Here is a 16,510-nt window from a genome sequence, read left to right as displayed (position 1 = left end):
TCAACGGCACTGCATGGCCACCGGCACCGGGGTGGCGGGCTCCTGCGGTGGGGCCAGGCCCTCGCCGCGCAGCTCGTGCTCGAACTGGTCGTACAGGCGCGCCAGATGCTCCCGCGTCACCGCGGCGGCAGGCAGGTCGAAGGCGAGTTGCCCGTCGCGCAGGCCGACGATGCGCGGGAAGTGCGCGAGCGCCACGTCGACCTGGTGCAGCGAGGCCACCAGCGTGACACCACGCTCGCGCGCGCCCTCGGTGAGCGTGGCAATGGCCTGCTGCGCGCGCGTCGGGTCGAGTGCCGACAGCGGCTCGTCGACGAACCAGGCCTTCGCGGGCGCGAGGAGCGCGCGCGCCAGGCCCACGCGCTGACGCTCGCCGCCCGAGAGCCGGTCCACGCGCTCGAACAGCTTCTCGCCGAGGTCGAAGCGCTCCAGCGCGGCGAAGGCGGCGGGAATGTCGTCGGGGTAGAACAACGAGCGCAGGCTGGCCCAGGTGCCCATGGCGGGCAGGCGCGCAGCCAGCACCGAGGTGACCACGCGCTGGCGCGGTGGCAGCGGCGGCACCTGCGGCGCCAGGAACAGCCGCCCGCGCAGGCGCTGCAACGCGCGCCGGGGCAGGGCCCATGGGGCCACACCGTCGATGGTGAACGCGCCTGTGGTGGGAGGCAGCGCGCAGCTGAGCAACTGCAGCAGCGTGGTCTTGCCCGCGCCCGAGGGGCCGATCACCGCAAGCTGTTCGCCGCTGTCGATGCGCAGGCTCAGCCGCTGCAGCGCCGCGGGCTGCCCGGGGCGGGCGCTGCGGTGGCGCATGCCGAGTTGGTCGATGTCGAACTTCACGGGCCGCATTAGAACCCGGCAGAAGGGCAACGCGCAGGCCGCGTTCAGATGCCCGGGCCCGCGCTGCGAAAGCCCGCAAAGATGTCGCTGCGCTCGGCGGTGAAGTAGTTGCGGTAGCGCGGGTGGCGCATGTGCGGCGCGGTGGCATGGCTGGCACCCTTGAGCACCGGGCGGCCATCGAACCAGGGCTGCGAATAGTCGCGGTAGGGGTGGGGCGAGAAGCCAGGCAGGGGCGCGAACGTGCTGGCTGTCCATTCCCACACGTGGCCCCAGGCAAAGCCTCGGGCGTGGTGTGCGGCGTACTCCCACTCGGCCTCGGTGGGCAGGCGCCGGCCGGCCCAGGCGCACCAGGCTTGCGCGTCGTGAAAACTCAGGTGGCAGGCCGGGGCCAGGGGGTCCAGCGCACGCCACTGGCCGTGCACGCGTTGCTGCCACTGGCCGTCCTCGTGGCGCAGGTGGCGTGGCAAGGGAACGGCACCGGCGCGCACGGCGGGCAGGTAGCGCGCCCAGTGCACCGCGTGCGCGTCGATGTCGAAGGCGCCGAGCTTCACCGTTTGCCCGCACAACTCATTGTCGAAGGCAAAGCCCGGGCCGGGCCAGCCTTGCGCCCATTCGCCCGCGGGCAGGTGCAGCGGCCGCTCGCCGGGCGCAGCGGGCGATGGTGCGGTCTCGCCGACGTCGATACCCAATGCCTGCGCCATGTAGACCCAGGCCTCGGCGTGCATGTCCTCATGGAACAGCGCGAGGCGGAAGAAATACAGGCCCGCGTCGGAGGCCTCGGTGGCGTCGGCGCGCGCGAGCAGCGCGAGGGTGTCGTGCAGTTGCGCGTGCAGGTCGGCGCGCGTGGTGGCCAGGTCGGGCAGGGGCAGGTGCCAGCGCGCCTCGTGCGGCACTGCGCTGCTGTCGTACAGCGCGTCGGCGTCCACACCGCGGGCGGCCTGGCGCGCGGGCGAAAGGGGGGCGAGCGGGTCGGCCATCGTGCCCCGAGCACGCTGCGGGTTGCGCGCGACCCAACGGTCGGCGAACCAGCCGATGTGTCCGAGCTCCCACAGCAGCGGATTCAGCCCATCGGCTTGCGGCACCCGCAACGTGGGGCCGAGCGCGGCCTCGCAGGCGTCGAGCAGGCGCAGCGTGCGCGCGCGGGTGGCCCGCAGCAACGCGGCCAGTTCGGTGCGCCCGGCGCAGCGGGCCCGCTGCGCGGCCTCGCCGTACGGCTCGGACACAATGCTTGGCTCCATGGCCCCCATCCGCAAACCCCTGGTGTGCATCGTCACGCCGGCGCTGGCCGACGCGAACAACGGCAACTGGCAGACCGCACGGCGCTGGTCGCGCCTGCTCGCGAGCCATTATCGGGTGGCCCTCTTGCGCCAGTGGCCCGATGCCGCCATGACCGAGCGCCCCGCGGCCTTGATCGCGCTGCACGCTCGTCGCTCGGCGGCCTCCATCGCGGCCTGGGCTGCGGCCGATGGACATGCCCCGCTGGTGGTGGTGCTCACCGGCACCGACCTCTATCGCGATATCGCGATCGATGCCGACGCGCAGCGTTCGATCGGGCTGGCGCATCGCCTGGTGGTGCTGCAGGCGCGTGGTCCGCTGGCGCTGCCCGAGCACTTGCGGGCACGCTGCCGTGTGGTGTTCCAGTCCACACCCGCCCGCGCGGCTTTGCCGCGGCCAAGCGGCTTCCTGCGTGCGGTGATGGTGGGCCATCTGCGCGACGAGAAGGCCCCGCAGACCCTGTTCGAGGCCGCGCGCCTGATCGCGCCCCACGAGGGCATTCGAATCGACCACATCGGTGCCGCGCTCGACCCTGCGCTCGGCGAGGCCGCCAGCGCCACCGCTGCGGCCTGCCCACACTACCGCTGGCTCGGTGGCCTGCCGCACCCCGAGGTGCAGCGCCGGCTGCGGCGTGCGCACGTGCTGGTGCACACCAGTCGCATCGAAGGCGGCGCGCACGCGGTGCTGGAGGCGGTGCGCTGCGGCGTGCCGGTGCTGGCCTCGCACATCGACGGCAATGTGGGCATGCTTGGCGAGGCTTACGCGGGCTACTTTGCACCCGGCGATGCGCAGGCGCTGGCGATGCACCTGCGCGCCTGCCGTGCGGACATGGCGCAGGCCGATGGCAGCCTCGCGCGCCTGGCCGCACAATGCGCAGAGCGCGCGCCGCTGTTCGCCCCCGAGGCCGAGCAGCGCGCCCTGATCGATCTGTTGAACGAACTGCTGCACGGCGCCCGCGTCGACATGCCCCATGGCGCCTGAGCCGGAGACCACCCCCATGAACGCACCCACCCCACCCAGTGCCACGCAACCCCGATTGACCAGCCTCTCCCACGGTGGCGGCTGCGGCTGCAAGATCGCGCCCGGCGTGCTGAGCGAGATCCTCAAGGGCACCACGCAGATGCCGGTGCCCAAGGAGCTGCTGGTGGGCATCGAGACCGCCGACGACGCGGCGGTGTATCGCCTCAATGACGAGCAGGCGCTGATCGCCACCACCGACTTCTTCATGCCCATCGTCGACGACCCGTACGACTTCGGGCGCATCGCGGCCACCAACGCCATCAGCGATGTGTACGCCATGGGCGGCACGCCCATCATGGCGCTGGCGCTGGTGGGCATGCCGGTCAACGTGCTGTCCACCGACACCATCGGCCGCATCCTCAAGGGTGGGCAGGACGTGTGCCAGGCCGCGGGCATCCCGATCGCCGGTGGTCACACCATCGATTCGGTGGAACCCATCTACGGCCTGGTGGCACTGGGCCTGGTGCACCCGAAGTACGTGAAGCGCAATGCCGATGCGAAGGTGGGCGACCGCCTGGTGCTGGGCAAGCCGCTCGGTGTGGGCGTGCTGTCGGCCGCGCTCAAGAAAGACCAGCTTGCGCCCGAGGGCTACGCACAGATGATCGCCAACACCACCAAGCTCAACACGCCGGGGCCCGAGCTCGCAAAGCTCGCCGGCGTGCACGCGCTCACCGACATCACCGGCTTCGGTCTCGCGGGCCACGCGATGGAGATGGCGCGCGGCGCCGGCACCACGGTGCGCATCGATTGGGCGAAAGTGCCCTTGTTGCCTGGCGTGCGCGAACTCGCCGGCGCGGGTCTGGTGACCGGCGCGTCAGGCCGTAACTGGGCGGCCTACGGCCACGAGGTGCAGATGGGCGCGGCCTTGCAGGCGCCCGACCAGGCCTTGCTGAGCGACCCGCAGACCAGCGGCGGCCTGCTGGTCTCGTGCAGCGCCGACGCGGTGCCCGAGGTACTGGCCACCTTCCAGCGCCACGGCTTTGCGCAAGCGGCCGAAATCGGCGAGATCGTGCCGGCCATGGCTGGCGGTATTCGATTGACGGTGGGGTGACCTTGACCGCACCGATCTCCATCCTCGTCTTCGACATCTTCGGCACCGTGGTCGACTGGCACGGCAGCATCGTGCGCGAGGTGTCGTCGCTGTACCCGCAGGTCGATGCCGATGCCTTTGCGCTGGCATGGCGCGCTGGTTACCAGCCCGCGATGCAGCGCGTGCGCAGCGGCGAGATCGGCTTCGTCAAGCTCGACGCACTGCACCGCGGCATCCTCGATGACATCCTGCCGCGCTTCGGCCTGGCGCATCTGGCCGAGGCCGAGCGCGCACACCTGAACCGTGTGTGGCACCGGCTCGATGCCTGGCCCGACAGCGTGGCCGGGCTCACGCGGCTCAAGACGCGCTTCACCATCGCCTCGCTGTCCAACGGCAACATCGGCTTGCTCACGAACATGGCCAAGCGCGCCGGACTGCCCTGGGACTGCGTGCTTTCGGCCGAGGTGTTCCGCGCCTACAAGCCCGACCCGCGCACCTACCTCGGCGTGGCCGAGGTGTTCGACGTCTCACCCGCGCAGGTGATGCTGGTGGCTGCGCACCAGGACGATCTGGACGCCGCGCGCGCCTGCGGTCTGGCCACGGCCTATATCGAGCGGCCGCTGGAGTTTGGTGCCAGGCGCGTGAAGGACGTGTCGCCCGATGCGGCCAACACCTGGCACGCGCGCGACCTGGTGCACCTGGCCGATCAGCTCGGCTGCTGAGCTCAGCGCACCTCGAGCTTCGCCGTCACCGGTTCGGCCATCGGCTTGCGGCCGTCGGCGTTGTCGAGCATGTCGAGCTTGAGCGTGTAGCGGCCCGCGGGCGGCGCGAGCCAGACCTCGGTTTCACCATCGACGAAATCCATCACCGCGGGCGCGGCATTGCTGCCTTCGCCGGTCACCGTGAGGCGAAAGTGCCCGGTGTTCGCGATCTTCTGCCCCATCTGCGCCACGTCGAGCATCGAGGCGTGGAACTGCACACGCACCGGCGCGCGCGCCGACGGCGCGTCCAGGCCGATCTCAATGCCCTTCTTCTGCAGCGACGCGGGCGGCGTGTCGTTCTTGCGCGTGACGGTGATCTTCGTCGGCTTGCTGTAGACGAAGTGCGGCAGGTGCTGCTGGTCGGCCAGCAGCATGCGCAGGGTGTACTCGCCCGGCGGCAGCGTGAGCACGGTCTCCATCTGCCCCTTGCCGAAGTGGATGTACTGGTCGTTGAACGGCAGTGCTTCCTTGAAGTTGAGTGGCAGGTCGCGATTGACCAGCAGGTGGTGGTGGCCGCTCTTGCCCTGGCCGGCCTGGGCAATGGGCGCCAGGCCCCAGCCGCCCGAGAGGCCGAACTTCACCAGGTAAGGCGTCTCGATGCGATCACCGTCCTTGAGGTTGGTGAAATAGGCCTCGGCCGACAGGCGCGGCCCGGGCACCTGCCAGGGGTGAAGGGCGCGTGTTTCGGTGGCGGGGGCCTGTGCCCGCAACGGCAGCGGCAGCAGCAGGGCAAGCACCACCAGCAGGCGGGCGGTGGCAGAACGATCGGGGTGAAGCATGACGAGCGATACGGGATAGGGGTATGGCGCAGTCTACGTCGCCACCCCCATTCCCCGTCTCACGGCGGGGTACCAACGTCCTTCGTTTGTGGTGACGCTGGGTGGGTGCGCGCGGGCACGTTCCGTTGATAAGACCCCACGAACCGTTGGTCGATGCGGTCCTTCCAGCGCCACACCCAGGCGCCCTCGGCGTGGAGCGGCCCCCAGCTCGCGATCGCGTGGCCCGGCCCGCACGACAGCAGGTTGAGGGTGCGCTGCGGCACACGGTGTGCCTTGAGTGGTTGTTGTTCGAGTGTGGCGAACAGGTTGTGCGCCAGCGGTGGGCCGGCGCGTACCGCGTACACGCCGCTGCGTGCGTGGGGCGCATCGTCGCGCGTGGCCACGTCGCCAGCGGCGAACACGTTGGGGTGGCTCACGCTTTGCTGATAGCGGTTCACCAGCACATGACCCTGCCCGCACAAGCCCAGGCCGCTGCCTTCGAGCCAGGCCGGTGCGTGCGTGCCGATGGCCAGCAGGGGCACGTCGCAACACAGCAGCGCGCCATTGCCCAGGCGCACGCCTTGCGCGTCGATGCCCACGCAGGGTTCGCGCAGCACCTGGATGCCTTCACGCCGCAGCCGTCGCAGCACGCGTTCGCGCACGCCGATGCCGTAGCCACTGCCCACCTCGGGCCCGCCGGTGATCAGCGTGAAGGTGGCGCCGGGCACACCTTCGCGTCGCAGGCAGGCCGCGGCGGCGAACACGGTCTCGATGCCGGCCGCACCGGCACCGATCACCGCCAGCGAGAGCGCGCGCTCGCGCGAGAGCGCCACCACGTCGGGCCACAGCGCAGCGAAGGTCTCGATCGGTCGCAAGGCCAGTGCGTGGCGGCGGGCGCCCGGCATCTCGGCGTCCATGCGCTCGGGTCGAAGCACGGCGCCGGTGTCGATGGAGAGCAGGTCGTAGTTGAACGTCTGCGCCACCGCATCGCCCTCGGCCTGCCAGGTCACGCGCGACGCCGCGGCGTCGATGCCCGTGCAACGGCCGGCCAGCCATCGCACGTGCCCGGCCTGCAGCAGCGGCGCCAGCGGGATCTGCACCTCGGCCTTGCTGTAGTGCCCAGCCACCAGGCCCGGCACCATGCCGCTGTAGGTCTGGGTGTCGAAGGGGGTGATGAGCGTCACCTGCAGATCGGCCGGGTGGTACTCGGCCAGGCGCGCCAGCACGTGCAGGTGCGCGTGGCCCGCGCCCAGTAGAAGGAGACGACGGATGCCGCTGTGCATGGGCGGCGATGGTACGTCGGACTTCAGCGCGCCCACTGCACGTCGGCGACCCAACCCTCGCTGCTGGAGGCGGTGTTGTCGGCGTCGGCACCGATCACGAGCTGCGTGAGCGCAGGCGCGGGCCGCCCGGCGGGATGTTCATCGCCGAACAGCCGCAGGAAATCACCGGCCAGGTCGCGCTGCTCGCTCACCCATCGGCCGGTGGCGTCGTCGCGGCCTCGCAGCACCACGAAACGCACGCGGCGGCTGTAGGGGTTGTCGCCCTCGGTGTCCGGCGCATGGCGTTGGTCCCACACGTAGCAGACGGTCGCGGCCGGCAACGCCTCGCCAGCGGCGTTGCGCGCCAGGCGCAGCACCTGCCGCTCGAAGAAGGGCACGCGCTCCATCGGATGATCGAACATCGCGCAGACCTTGAGTGCGGCGTCATCGCCCGCCTTCTGGAACAGATCGGGCGCGTCGGCGCCCAGCGCCAGCGGGCGCTCGAGCCGCCAGCGCCATTGCAGCGGTATCGGCGGCGTGGGCGGCGTGGGCGGCAGCGACAGGGCCAGCGTGCCGTACGAGCGATCGGCGATCACCTGCACACCGCGCATACCGTCGCGCGTGCCCGGTACGAACCGGGTGGGCGGGATCTGGCGGTGCGCCTTGGGGTACGCCAGCACACGCCATGGCGCAGCAAGTCCGCCCCCGGTGTCCAGCAGGGGCGGCAGTTCGGCCGGCAGTGGCTGTGCCTGCAAGCCGCCTGCGAGCAAGGCGCTGAGCAGCGCACAGCGCGGGCCATGGTTGCGCGTGTGCTTCATCGCTTCCAGTCGTGGTAGCGCTGCACCCAGCGCAGCAGGCCCTGCGGCGCATGGGCGCGTTTCCACGTGCCAGCCGCGTATTTGTTGGCTTCGGCCAGGGTGGGGTAGGTGTGGATCGTGCCGAGCACCTTGTTGAGCCCCAGCCCGTGCTTCATGGCCAGCACGTACTCGGCCAGCAGTTCACCGGCGTGCGCACCCACGATGGTCACGCCCAGGATGCGGTCCTTGCCCGGCTCGGTGAGCACCTTCACGAAGCCGCTCGCCTCGCTGTCGGCGATCGCGCGGTCAAGCTCGCCGATGTCGAAGCGCGTGATCTCGAACGCAAGCCCGTGCTCGCGCGCTTCCTGCTCGTTGAGTCCCACGCGCGCCACCTCGGGGTCGATGAAGGTTGTCCAGGGGATGACGCGGTAGTCCACCTTGAAGCGGCGCCATTCGCCGAACAGCGCGTTGACCGCGGCGTACCAGGCTTGGTGCGCTGCCACGTGGGTGAGCTGGTACGGTCCCGCTGCGTCACCCACCACGTAGATGTGCGGGTAGATCGTCTGCAGGTATTCGTTGGTCTCGATCACGCGCCCGGTGGGAATGCCCAGCTCGGTCAGGCCGAAACCCTCCAGCCGCGCGACGCGTCCCACCGCGCAGATCAGGTGGTCGAAGGCAATGCGTTCCTCGCGGCCGGCGTTGTCGACCACCAGCCACTGGGTGCCGCCATCTTCCTCGCCATTGCGCTCGCAGCGCAGCGCACGTTGTCCGGTGCGCACCTGTACTCCGTCGCCCTGCAGCGTCTTCAGGGCGAAAGCGCTCACGTCCTCGTCCTCGCGCAGCAGCAGACGCGGCGCCATCTCCACCAGCGTGACCTGCGAGCCCAGGCGCGCGAAGGCTTGTGCGAGCTCGCAGCCGATCGGCCCGCCGCCCAGCACCACCAGGCGCGCGGGCGGGTGGTCGAGCGCGGCGAAGCGGTCCCAGAGCGTGTCGCTGGTGACGCAGTCCACCTGCTCAATGCCGGGCAGCGGTGGCACGAAGGGCCGCGCACCGGTGGCCAGTACGATGCTGCGCGCCGTGAGCCGCTGTGTGCCGCCACCGTTGAGCGCGATCTCCACCGTCCATGGATCGACCAGACGAGCGTGACCCTGCAGCACCTCCACCCCGAGGCCGGTGTAGCGTTCCACGCTGTCGTGCGGTTCGATGTCGCGGATCACGTCGCGCACGCGTTGCATCACCGCGCGAAACGACAGCACCGGTTCCGTGTCGTGCAGCCCGTAGCGCGCGCCGTGGCGCATCTGGTGCGCCAGCTTCGCGCTGCGGATCAGCGCCTTGCTCGGCACGCAGCCGTAATTGAGGCAGTCGCCGCCCATCTTGTGCGCTTCCACCAGCGTTACGCGCGCCTTCACGGCGGCCGCGATGTAGGCCGTGACCAGCCCGCCCGCGCCAGCGCCGATGACGATGAGGTTGCGATCGAAGTGGCGCGGGCGCACGCCGCGCCAGCGCGCAGTTGCCCTGCGCTGCTGCCATGCGGCGACGAGCCGGCGCGCGATCAGGGGGAACAGGCCGAGCAGCACGAACGAGCCGATCAGCGCCGGGCTCAGGATGCCCTGCAGCGAATCCAGCCGCGCCAGCTGCGTGCCCGCGTTCACATAGACCAGCGTGCCCGCGAGCATGCCGACCTGGCTCACTGCGTGGAAAGTCAGGGTCTTCATGCGCGTGAGGCCCATCAGCAGGTTGATGAGGAAGAAGGGCACCACCGGAATCAGCCGCAGCGTGAACAGGTAGAACGCGCCGTCGCGTTCGAGACCGCGGTCGATCTCGGCCAGGCGCCGGCCGAATCGCTCGCGCACCACATCGCGCAGCAGGAAGCGCGAGGCCAGGAACGCCAGCGTCGCCCCCACACTGGACGCGAAGGACACGATCACCGTGCCCCAGAGCAGGCCGAACAGCGCGCCACCGGCCAGCGTGAGCAGGACCGCCCCCGGCAGCGAGAGTGCCGTGGCCAGCACATAGATGCCGAAGTAGGCGCCCGCCACTTGCCACGGGTGGCGCTGGTAGAGCGCTGCAAGCCCGGCCTGACTGGCCTTGAGTTGCTCCAGGCTCAGGAAGCGGCCGAGATCGAAGGCCCAGAAGAGCGCGAGCGCGCTGGCCAGGGTCAGCAGCAGCAAGGTTTTGCGAAGGGTCACGACAGGGCTTCGGTGGGGATGCGGATGGGTCGCTTTGCCGTTGGAAATCTTGCAAACGCAGCGTGTGCCCGGCTCGTTCAGCGCAGACGCTGCCAGCCCCACACCAGGCGCGTGACGGTGGTGATCGCACACAGGCCGGCAAAGATACCCGCGATCACCGGGAACCACGCCGGGAACAGGCACATCAGCGCGAAGGCCGTGATCGTCTCGGTGGCCTCGGTCAGGCCGCCGAGGAAGTAGAAGCTCTTGCCGGGCAGGGCCGAGTCCTGCAGGCCGCGCTGCGCGGCCAGGGCCGCGAAAGCGAGGAAGCTGCTGCCGGTGCCGATGAAGCTCGCCAGCAGCACGGCCGCGGGCAGGGCGTTGGCGGCGGGGTCGGCGAACGCGAAGCCGAGCGGGATGGCGGCGTAGAACAAAAAGTCGAGCGTGATGTCGAGGAAGCCGCCGCGGTCGGTGGGTGTGGTGGCGCGCGCCACCGCACCGTCGAGCCCGTCCATCAGGCGTGAGGCGAGCAGCAGCGCGAGGCCAGCGTGGAACTGCGAGAAGGCGATGCAAACCGCGGCAGCGATGCCGAACGCGAAGCCGGTCCAGCTCAACGCGTCCGCGCCGATGCCCAGGCTCACCAGTTGCCGCGCGGCCCGCGTGAAGAGCGAACGCAGGCCTTGCTGGATGGCGCGGTCAAGCATGCTGGCCCAGATCGATCACACGCGCCGGGTCGGCGATGTCGTCGCGTTCGTGCGTGACCAGCAACACGGGAATGGCGCGCTGGCGCGCGTGTTCGAACACGAAGCCGCGCACCTGCTCGCGCAGCGCGGCATCCAGGCGCGAGAATGGTTCGTCCAGCAGCAGCGCGCGCGGGCGCGCCAGCAGCGCACGCATGAGCGCCACGCGCGCGCGCTGCCCGCCCGAGAGCGTGGCCGGGTCGCGCTCGCCCAGGCCCTGCAGGCCGGCTTCTGCCAGCGCCGCCTGGACCGCGGCATCGCGCGGCGCCCGTGGCCCCGCGGGCAACGCGAAGAGCAGGTTCTCGGCCACGCTCATGTGGGCGAACAGCAAGTCGTCCTGGAACAGCAGGCCCACGCCGCGTCGGTGCGTGGGCAACTGGTCGATCGGCTCGCCATCGAGATGCACCGAGCCGTCGAAACGAATGCCCTCGCCCAGGGTGCCGGCAATGGCAGCCAGCAGCGAACTCTTGCCGCAGCCGCTGGGCCCCATGAGCGTGAGGATCTCCCCCGGCTTGACCGACAGGTGCAGCGATTGCAGGAAAGAGCGCTCGGGCGTGCCCAGGCGTTCGAGGTGAACCGTCAGCGTCATGCCGCGATTCTGAAGCGGCGCGGCCGCCCCACCCAGGCCGCCAGCGCAAAGCCCAGCACCGGCAGTGTGAACTGCAGCACCGCGTAGGCCGCGGTGAGCGAGCGTTGACCGGCGGCCGCGAGGTTCACCGCCTCGGTGGTCACGGTGGCAAAGCGGCCCGCGCCCAGATACAGCGTGGGCAGGTACTGCGCCACGCTGACCGCGAATCCCACCGCCGCGCTGGCCGCGATCGAGCGCTTGAGCAGCGGCCATTTCACTTGCCACAGCAGGCGCCAGCGCCCATGGCCCAGGCTGGCGTTGAGTTGCGCGTAGCGCGGATCGAAGCCGAGGTAGGCCGGGCTCAGCGCAATCAGCACATAGGGCAGCACCATCGTCGTGTGCGCGAGCAGCAGCCCGGCGGCGCTGCCCTCCCAGCGCAGCCACAGCCCCACCCGGTACAGCCCCACCACCCACAGCACCGCGGGCAGCAGGATCGGCAGGTAGAGAAGCGCGCGCGCGGCGTTGTCCCAGCGGCGCGGCGCGCATTCAAGCCACGCCACGCTCCAGGCCAGCGCCAGGGCCGAACTCGCCAGCGCCAGCCACAGCGTGTGCCCCACCGTGGTGCTGCTGCGCGCGACCGAGGCCCACGCGTCCAGGCTCAGGCTTTGCGGCCAGAAGGCCGGGAAGGCCCACACACCGCTCACGCTGCCCACGAGCAAGGCGGCCATGACCACCGAGTACACCCCGACCAATGCGCGTCGCCCAGGCGCCAGACGCGAGACGGCGTGCTCGGGTCTGCCCGCCGTGCCGGGCGTGGCGCGCCAGCGCTGCGCGAAAGCGGCGGCAACGGCCCACAGCGCGGCGCACAGCAGCACCAGTGCGAGCAGCAGCAGCCCCGCGGTGGCTCCACGTGCGTGCGTGGCGGGCTCTACGTCACCCAGCCATTGCCAGGCCAGGACCGCCAGCGTGGGCGGCGCGGCCGGGCCGATCACCAGCGCCATGTCGACCACCGTGAGCCCATAGGCCAACACTGCGAGCAAGGGCCAGCGCAGGCGCGGTGCGAGCTGTGGCCAGACCACGCGCCAGAACGCCCGCCGCGGGCCGTGGCCCAGTGTCTGCGCCAGCGCGTGCTCGGCCTGCCAGCGCGCTGCCACATCGGCGCGCTGCAACTGCGTGGCCGCGGTCCACAGGAAGAACGGCACCTCCTTGAGCACCAGTGCGAGGATCAGACCCAGGCCCCACGGGTCCTGCGTGGTGGGCCAGGGCGGCGGAAGTTCGAAGCCGCTGAGCCCGGGCGAGACGGCGCGCATCAGCCAGCCGCTGGGCGAGAGCAGGAACACCAGGCCGATGGCCATCGCCGCGTGCGGCATGGCCAGCATGGCCGGCACGTGGCGCAGCAAGGCCTGCAGGCTGCACTGCACGAAGGCACGCGAGATGAGCGCAGCGGCCAACCACCACGACAGCGCTGTGGCGCACAGGCCGGTCCACAGCGTGTGGGCCACTGCCCGGCCGAGCGCGGGCTGCAGCAGCAGGTCTGCCCAGGCGGCGGGCTGCGCCGCGCTGGCCAGCGCGGCCAACGCCGCTGCGGCAACCGGCAGGCCGACCACCGCCAGCAGAGCCAGGGCCAGCAGGCGGTTCATCGCGTTTTCACGCGCCGTGGCGGCGCAGCCACTCGCGCTCGATCGGCTCCACCCAGGAGGCGTGCGGCTCGGGCAGCGTGGGCGCTGGTTCGGTGACCTGGCCAGGCCGCTGTCGCCCGGTGAACAGCGCCCGCTGATCGGCGGGCAGGCGTTCGATGTCCAGCACGGTCGGGTCGCCCCAGTGCGCGATGTCGGCCTTGCGGGCCTGCGCCTCGGCCGAGAGCAGCACGTTGGCCACCACCTGCGCTGCCGCGCTGGCGCGCGCGTTGTATGGGATGGCGACAAAGTGCGTGTTGCCGATCGTGCCGCGTGAGAACTGCCAGCTCACCACGCTGTCGGGCAAGCGCCGCGCAGCGATCTCGCCGGCCGCCTCGTTCGGGTTGAAGGTGATGGCCAGCAGCAATTCCCCATCGGCCATCATCTGGCGCACCGTGGCACCGCTGGCCGGGTACTGGCGGCCGCCACGCCACAGGTGCGGACGCAGCGCGTCGAGAAATCGCCACAGCGGCGCGGCCTGCTCGGCCAGTGCGGCCTCGCTCACTGGACGGGCCAGCGCGCCGGTGTCGGGGGCCAGCTCCACCAGCGCCTGTTTGACGAAGGCGGTGCCATGAAAGTCGGGCAGGCGCGGATAGGTGATGCGCCCGGGCTGCGCGCGCGCCAGCGCCAGCAATGCCTGCATGCTTTGCGGACGCGTGGCCAGCCGGCGGCTGTCCGCAAACAAGGTGAACTGCGCCATGCCCCAGGGTGACTCGAAACCGTCGGTGGGCACGGAGAAGTCGTTGCGCACCGTGGGCTTGCCCTCGACGTCGACCCACTGGAAGTTGGGCAGTTGCTCGGCAAAGGGACCGAACAGCAGGCCCTCGCGCTTCATGGCCGCGAAGTTCTCGCCGTTGATCCACACGAGGTCGACCGTGCCTTCACCCACACCGCGGCCTGCGGCTTTCTCGGCCCGCACGCGGCGCACCACGTCGGCGGTGTCAGCCACCTTCACGTGTTGCAGCCGGATGCCGTGGCGCGATTGCACCGACTGCGCCACCCACTGGATGTAGGCATTGGTCTGCTCGCTGCCGCCCCAGGCGTTCCAGTACACCGTCTGGCCGCGCGCGGCCCGCTCGATGGAAGGCCAGTCGGGCCTGGCGCCCTGCGCCTGCAGTGCTGGTGCTGCGAGCCAGGCGCCCGTCGCCAGCAGCAGGTGTCGTCGCCGCATCGGCGTGTCTTCAATCATGCGTGCCTCGGGTGGTGGACGCGGATCGACCGCGCCCCGTCATCGAACTTGTGCTGGCGCAAACACGCCGGCAGTGCCTGGGGCGAGATTGTGAGGACGCGGGGATGGCCCCGCGCTCGACTTGGAATGCGACCCATTGAAAGGATGCAACGTGAACCGATACACCCTCACCACCGCACTGCTGGCGGCCCTGATCGGCGCAGGTGCGCTGGCGCAGGATCAGACCCGCGACCAGACGCAGGACCGCACCCGCGAGACCTTGCGGGACCAGGACATGTACGGCTACCAGATGATGACGCCGGCCGAACGCAACGAGTACCGCGAACGCATGCGCGCCGCGCGTACGAACGAAGAGCGGGAGCGCATCCGCGCGGAACATCATGAGCGCATGGTGCAGCGCGCCCGGGAGCGCGGCATCACGCTGCCCGAAGCGCCGCCGCCCGGCCGCGGGCCGGGGGTGTTTCCGGCGCCGGACCCCGGCGGTGGTCCGGGAGGCGGTGGTCCCGGTCGCGGCAACTGAGCGCAACATCCCGTCACAGCGACCGGGCGCGGCATCGGGTCGCTGGATCGAACGGGTGTCGGTGCGACATCCCGCGTCAGTACACTGCCGCCCCATGACGCCCACGCCATTCGAAAAGGAAGTCGCCGATCTGCGGCCCTACCTGCTGAAGTTCGCGCGGCTGCAATTGCGCAACGAGACGTGGGCAGAGGACGCGGTGTCCGAGACCGTGCTGGCGGCGATCGCGAAGCCGCAGGCGTTCGAGCGACGCTCGCAGCTCAAGACCTGGCTGGTGGGCATCCTCAAGCACAAGGTGGTGGACCTGCTGCGCGTGCAGGGGCGCGAAGTGGCGCTCGGTCAGGGCGAGGACGACGAGGCCGACCCGCTGGAGCACATGGCTTTCCACGCCGATGGCCACTTCATGGAAGCGCCTGCTGACTGGGGCAACCCCGAGCAGGACCTGCGCACGCGCCAGTTCCTGGCGGTGCTCGAAGCCTGCACCGACCAACTGCCGCCCGCGCAGGGGCGTTTGTTCCTGATGCGCGGGTGGCTGGAGTTGTCCAGCGAGGAGATCTGTAAGACCCTCTCGCTGACGCCGACCAATTTGTATGTTCAGTTGCACCGGGCGCGCTTGCGCTTGCGCGAATGCCTGGAGCTCAACTGGTTTGCCCGCCCCCGAACGCCATGAAGCCGCTGTACCCGTTTCGCCGCACCTGCAAGGAAGTGTCCGCGCTGCTGATCGCACGCGAGGACCGTGCCCTGCCGTGGACGGATCGCGTCGGGCTGCGGTTGCACCTGGCGATCTGCGAGGCCTGCCCGCGCTTCGAGCGGCAGGTGCTGGCCATGCGCGAAGCCATGGGCCACTGGCGCCACTACGCGGACGATTCGCTCGACTGAGCGAAGGGCCGTGTTCAGCTCAGCAGTGCCTGCGCGAACTCGCGCGCGTCAAAGGTCTCCAGGTCCTCGAGCTTTTCGCCGACGCCGATGAAATAGACCGGCACCGGCCGCTCGCGCGCAATGGCGCACAGCACACCGCCCTTGGCCGTGCCGTCCAGCTTGGTGATCACCAGGCCGGTGAGCTTGAGCGCATCGTCGAAGGCGCGCACCTGCGCGAGCGCGTTCTGGCCCGTGTTGCCGTCGATGACCAGCAGCACTTCATGGGGCGCCGTGGGTTCGGCCTTGGCCACCACGCGCTGGATCTTGCGCAACTCTTCCATCAGGTGCAGCTGCGTGGGCAGGCGCCCCGCGGTGTCGACCAGCACCACGTCCTTGCCGCGCGCCTTGCCGGCGCTCACCGCGTCGAAGCACACGGCGGCCGGGTCACCGCCTTGTTGCGTGACGATCTCCACCGTGTTGCGGTCGGCCCAGACCGCGAGTTGCTCGCGCGCTGCGGCGCGGAAGGTGTCGGCTGCGGCCAGCAGCACGCTGGCGCCCTCGTCGGCCAGGTGGCGTGTCAGCTTGCCGATCGAGGTCGTCTTGCCCGCGCCGTTGACGCCCGCGACCATGATCACCGTCGGCTTGTGCTCGCCGATCACCAGGGGCTTTTGCAGCGGCGCGAGCAGGTCGGCGATGGCGTCGGCCAGCAAGGCCTTCACGGCGGCGGGTTCGGTGGCTTTGGCGTCCTTCACGCGGCGGCGCAGGTCGGCCAGCAGGTGCTGGGTGGCGTTGACGCCGCTGTCGGCCATCAGCAGGGCGGATTCGAGCTCCTCGTAGAGGTCTTCATCGATGCGCGTGCCGGTGAAGACGGTGGCGATGCTGCCGCCGGTCTTGCGCAGGCCGGCGCGCAGCTTGTCGAGCCAGCCCTGGCGTGCGGGCGCGGGAGCGACGTCGGTGGCAGGCGCCTGGGCAGGCACCTGGCCAGGAACTTGGCCGGGGGCTTGCTCGGGCGCCGGTGCGGGGCTTTTCTTGCGAAAGAACGAGAACATTTTTGAACCAG

17 protein-coding genes are annotated in these 16,510 nt (G+C 70.5%); 6 read left to right on the top strand and 11 right to left on the bottom strand.

The genetic code is table 11. The features are described 5' to 3' along the window. A complete protein-coding gene (locus M3149_RS16070; RefSeq protein WP_435370754.1) occupies window positions 1-831 on the bottom strand; it encodes a phosphonate ABC transporter ATP-binding protein in 831 nt (276 codons plus the stop codon). A 44-nt stretch (window positions 832-875) separates the two neighbouring features. Further along, window positions 876-2,069, bottom strand: coding sequence for a selenoneine synthase SenA (senA, locus tag M3149_RS16065; RefSeq protein ID WP_251710551.1), 1,194 nt, complete (start codon window positions 2,067-2,069; stop codon window positions 876-878). Here senA and senB point away from each other — a divergent pair. The 3 genes from senB to M3149_RS16050 are packed head-to-tail and all read left to right on the top strand — an operon-like array spanning window position 2,068 to window position 4,878. Beyond that, window positions 2,068-3,087, top strand: a complete 1,020-nt coding sequence (gene senB / locus M3149_RS16060) for a selenoneine biosynthesis selenosugar synthase SenB (protein WP_251710550.1) — start codon at window positions 2,068-2,070, stop codon at window positions 3,085-3,087. The two genes, senA and senB, sit on opposite strands and share 2 nt — an antisense overlap. A 16-nt stretch (window positions 3,088-3,103) precedes the next feature. Next, complete coding sequence (gene selD / locus M3149_RS16055) at window positions 3,104-4,177, top strand: selenide, water dikinase SelD (RefSeq protein ID WP_251710549.1); 1,074 nt, start codon at window positions 3,104-3,106, stop codon at window positions 4,175-4,177. Between the two features lie 2 nt (window positions 4,178-4,179). Continuing rightward, complete coding sequence (locus M3149_RS16050) at window positions 4,180-4,878, top strand: haloacid dehalogenase type II (RefSeq protein ID WP_285887186.1); 699 nt, start codon at window positions 4,180-4,182, stop codon at window positions 4,876-4,878. A gap of 2 nt (window positions 4,879-4,880) precedes the next feature. Here M3149_RS16050 and M3149_RS16045 read toward each other — a convergent pair whose 3' ends face one another. From M3149_RS16045 to M3149_RS16010, 8 genes are all read right to left on the bottom strand, one after another. Continuing rightward, window positions 4,881-5,696, bottom strand: coding sequence for a DUF4399 domain-containing protein (locus M3149_RS16045; protein WP_251710547.1), 816 nt, complete (start codon window positions 5,694-5,696; stop codon window positions 4,881-4,883). Window positions 5,697-5,755: 59 nt separating this feature from the next. Continuing rightward, on the bottom strand, window positions 5,756-6,958 hold the full coding sequence (locus M3149_RS16040; protein ID WP_251710546.1) for an FAD-dependent oxidoreductase: 1,203 nt from the start codon (window positions 6,956-6,958) through the stop codon (window positions 5,756-5,758). A 23-nt stretch (window positions 6,959-6,981) separates the two neighbouring features. Then, window positions 6,982-7,755 carry a DUF3047 domain-containing protein gene (locus M3149_RS16035; protein WP_251710545.1) on the bottom strand — a complete coding sequence of 258 codons (774 nt, stop codon included), beginning with the start codon at window positions 7,753-7,755 and terminating at the stop codon, window positions 6,982-6,984. Then, window positions 7,752-9,923 (bottom strand): FAD-dependent oxidoreductase, encoded by a 2,172-nt coding sequence (locus M3149_RS16030; protein ID WP_251710544.1) that lies wholly within the window; start codon window positions 9,921-9,923, stop codon window positions 7,752-7,754. The genes M3149_RS16035 and M3149_RS16030 overlap by 4 nt, the downstream gene beginning before the upstream one ends. A gap of 77 nt (window positions 9,924-10,000) precedes the next feature. Then, window positions 10,001-10,606 carry a CDP-alcohol phosphatidyltransferase family protein gene (locus tag M3149_RS16025; RefSeq protein WP_251710543.1) on the bottom strand — a complete coding sequence of 202 codons (606 nt, stop codon included), beginning with the start codon at window positions 10,604-10,606 and terminating at the stop codon, window positions 10,001-10,003. After that, a complete protein-coding gene (locus M3149_RS16020) occupies window positions 10,599-11,231 on the bottom strand; it encodes an ATP-binding cassette domain-containing protein (protein WP_251710542.1) in 633 nt (210 codons plus the stop codon). The genes M3149_RS16025 and M3149_RS16020 overlap by 8 nt, the downstream gene beginning before the upstream one ends. After that, window positions 11,228-12,850, bottom strand: a complete 1,623-nt coding sequence (locus M3149_RS16015; protein WP_251710541.1) for an ABC transporter permease — start codon at window positions 12,848-12,850, stop codon at window positions 11,228-11,230. The genes M3149_RS16020 and M3149_RS16015 overlap by 4 nt, the downstream gene beginning before the upstream one ends. Before the next feature lie 7 nt (window positions 12,851-12,857). Further along, a complete protein-coding gene (locus tag M3149_RS16010) occupies window positions 12,858-14,075 on the bottom strand; it encodes an ABC transporter substrate-binding protein (RefSeq protein ID WP_251710540.1) in 1,218 nt (405 codons plus the stop codon). A gap of 151 nt (window positions 14,076-14,226) precedes the next feature. On the opposite strand from M3149_RS16010, the gene M3149_RS16005 reads away from it, so the two are divergent. The 3 genes from M3149_RS16005 (at window position 14,227) to M3149_RS15995 (ending at window position 15,471) form a co-directional block, all read left to right on the top strand. Then, on the top strand, window positions 14,227-14,595 hold the full coding sequence (locus M3149_RS16005) for a hypothetical protein (RefSeq protein WP_251710539.1): 369 nt from the start codon (window positions 14,227-14,229) through the stop codon (window positions 14,593-14,595). A 94-nt stretch (window positions 14,596-14,689) separates the two neighbouring features. Next, window positions 14,690-15,262, top strand: a complete 573-nt coding sequence (locus tag M3149_RS16000; protein ID WP_251710538.1) for a sigma-70 family RNA polymerase sigma factor — start codon at window positions 14,690-14,692, stop codon at window positions 15,260-15,262. Next, the gene (locus tag M3149_RS15995; RefSeq protein ID WP_251710537.1) at window positions 15,259-15,471 is read left to right on the top strand and encodes a zf-HC2 domain-containing protein; all 213 of its coding nucleotides are present in this window, start codon (window positions 15,259-15,261) and stop codon (window positions 15,469-15,471) included. Before M3149_RS16000 ends, M3149_RS15995 begins: the two co-directional genes overlap by 4 nt. 14 nt (window positions 15,472-15,485) lie before the next feature. Here the strand turns inward: M3149_RS15995 and ftsY are convergent, their stop codons facing one another. Further along, complete coding sequence (gene ftsY, locus M3149_RS15990) at window positions 15,486-16,499, bottom strand: signal recognition particle-docking protein FtsY (protein ID WP_251710536.1); 1,014 nt, start codon at window positions 16,497-16,499, stop codon at window positions 15,486-15,488. Window positions 16,500-16,510 lie beyond the last annotated feature (11 nt).

Source organism: Hydrogenophaga intermedia (genome assembly GCF_023715105.1).
Lineage (GTDB): Bacteria > Pseudomonadota > Gammaproteobacteria > Burkholderiales > Burkholderiaceae_C > Hydrogenophaga > Hydrogenophaga intermedia_A.
This window is presented reverse-complemented; position numbering and strand designations above follow the sequence as displayed.

Bases quoted from the DNA above. Each gene is read 5' to 3' on its own strand.
- senB (WP_251710550.1), top strand. From the start codon at position 2,068: ATGGCCCCCATCCGCAAACCCCTGGTGTGCATCGTCACGCCGGCGCTG.
- senA (WP_251710551.1), bottom strand. From the start codon at position 2,069: ATGGAGCCAAGCATTGTGTCCGAGCCGTACGGCGAGGCCGCGCAGCGG.
- selD (WP_251710549.1), top strand. From the start codon at position 3,104: ATGAACGCACCCACCCCACCCAGTGCCACGCAACCCCGATTGACCAGC.
- M3149_RS16045 (WP_251710547.1), bottom strand. From the start codon at position 5,696: ATGCTTCACCCCGATCGTTCTGCCACCGCCCGCCTGCTGGTGGTGCTT.
- M3149_RS16040 (WP_251710546.1), bottom strand. From the start codon at position 6,958: ATGCACAGCGGCATCCGTCGTCTCCTTCTACTGGGCGCGGGCCACGCG.
- M3149_RS16035 (WP_251710545.1), bottom strand. From the start codon at position 7,755: ATGAAGCACACGCGCAACCATGGCCCGCGCTGTGCGCTGCTCAGCGCC.
- M3149_RS16025 (WP_251710543.1), bottom strand. From the start codon at position 10,606: ATGCTTGACCGCGCCATCCAGCAAGGCCTGCGTTCGCTCTTCACGCGG.
- M3149_RS16020 (WP_251710542.1), bottom strand. From the start codon at position 11,231: ATGACGCTGACGGTTCACCTCGAACGCCTGGGCACGCCCGAGCGCTCT.
- M3149_RS16015 (WP_251710541.1), bottom strand. From the start codon at position 12,850: ATGAACCGCCTGCTGGCCCTGGCTCTGCTGGCGGTGGTCGGCCTGCCG.
- M3149_RS16010 (WP_251710540.1), bottom strand. From the start codon at position 14,075: ATGATTGAAGACACGCCGATGCGGCGACGACACCTGCTGCTGGCGACG.
- M3149_RS16000 (WP_251710538.1), top strand. From the start codon at position 14,690: ATGACGCCCACGCCATTCGAAAAGGAAGTCGCCGATCTGCGGCCCTAC.
- M3149_RS15995 (WP_251710537.1), top strand. From the start codon at position 15,259: ATGAAGCCGCTGTACCCGTTTCGCCGCACCTGCAAGGAAGTGTCCGCG.
- ftsY (WP_251710536.1), bottom strand. From the start codon at position 16,499: ATGTTCTCGTTCTTTCGCAAGAAAAGCCCCGCACCGGCGCCCGAGCAA.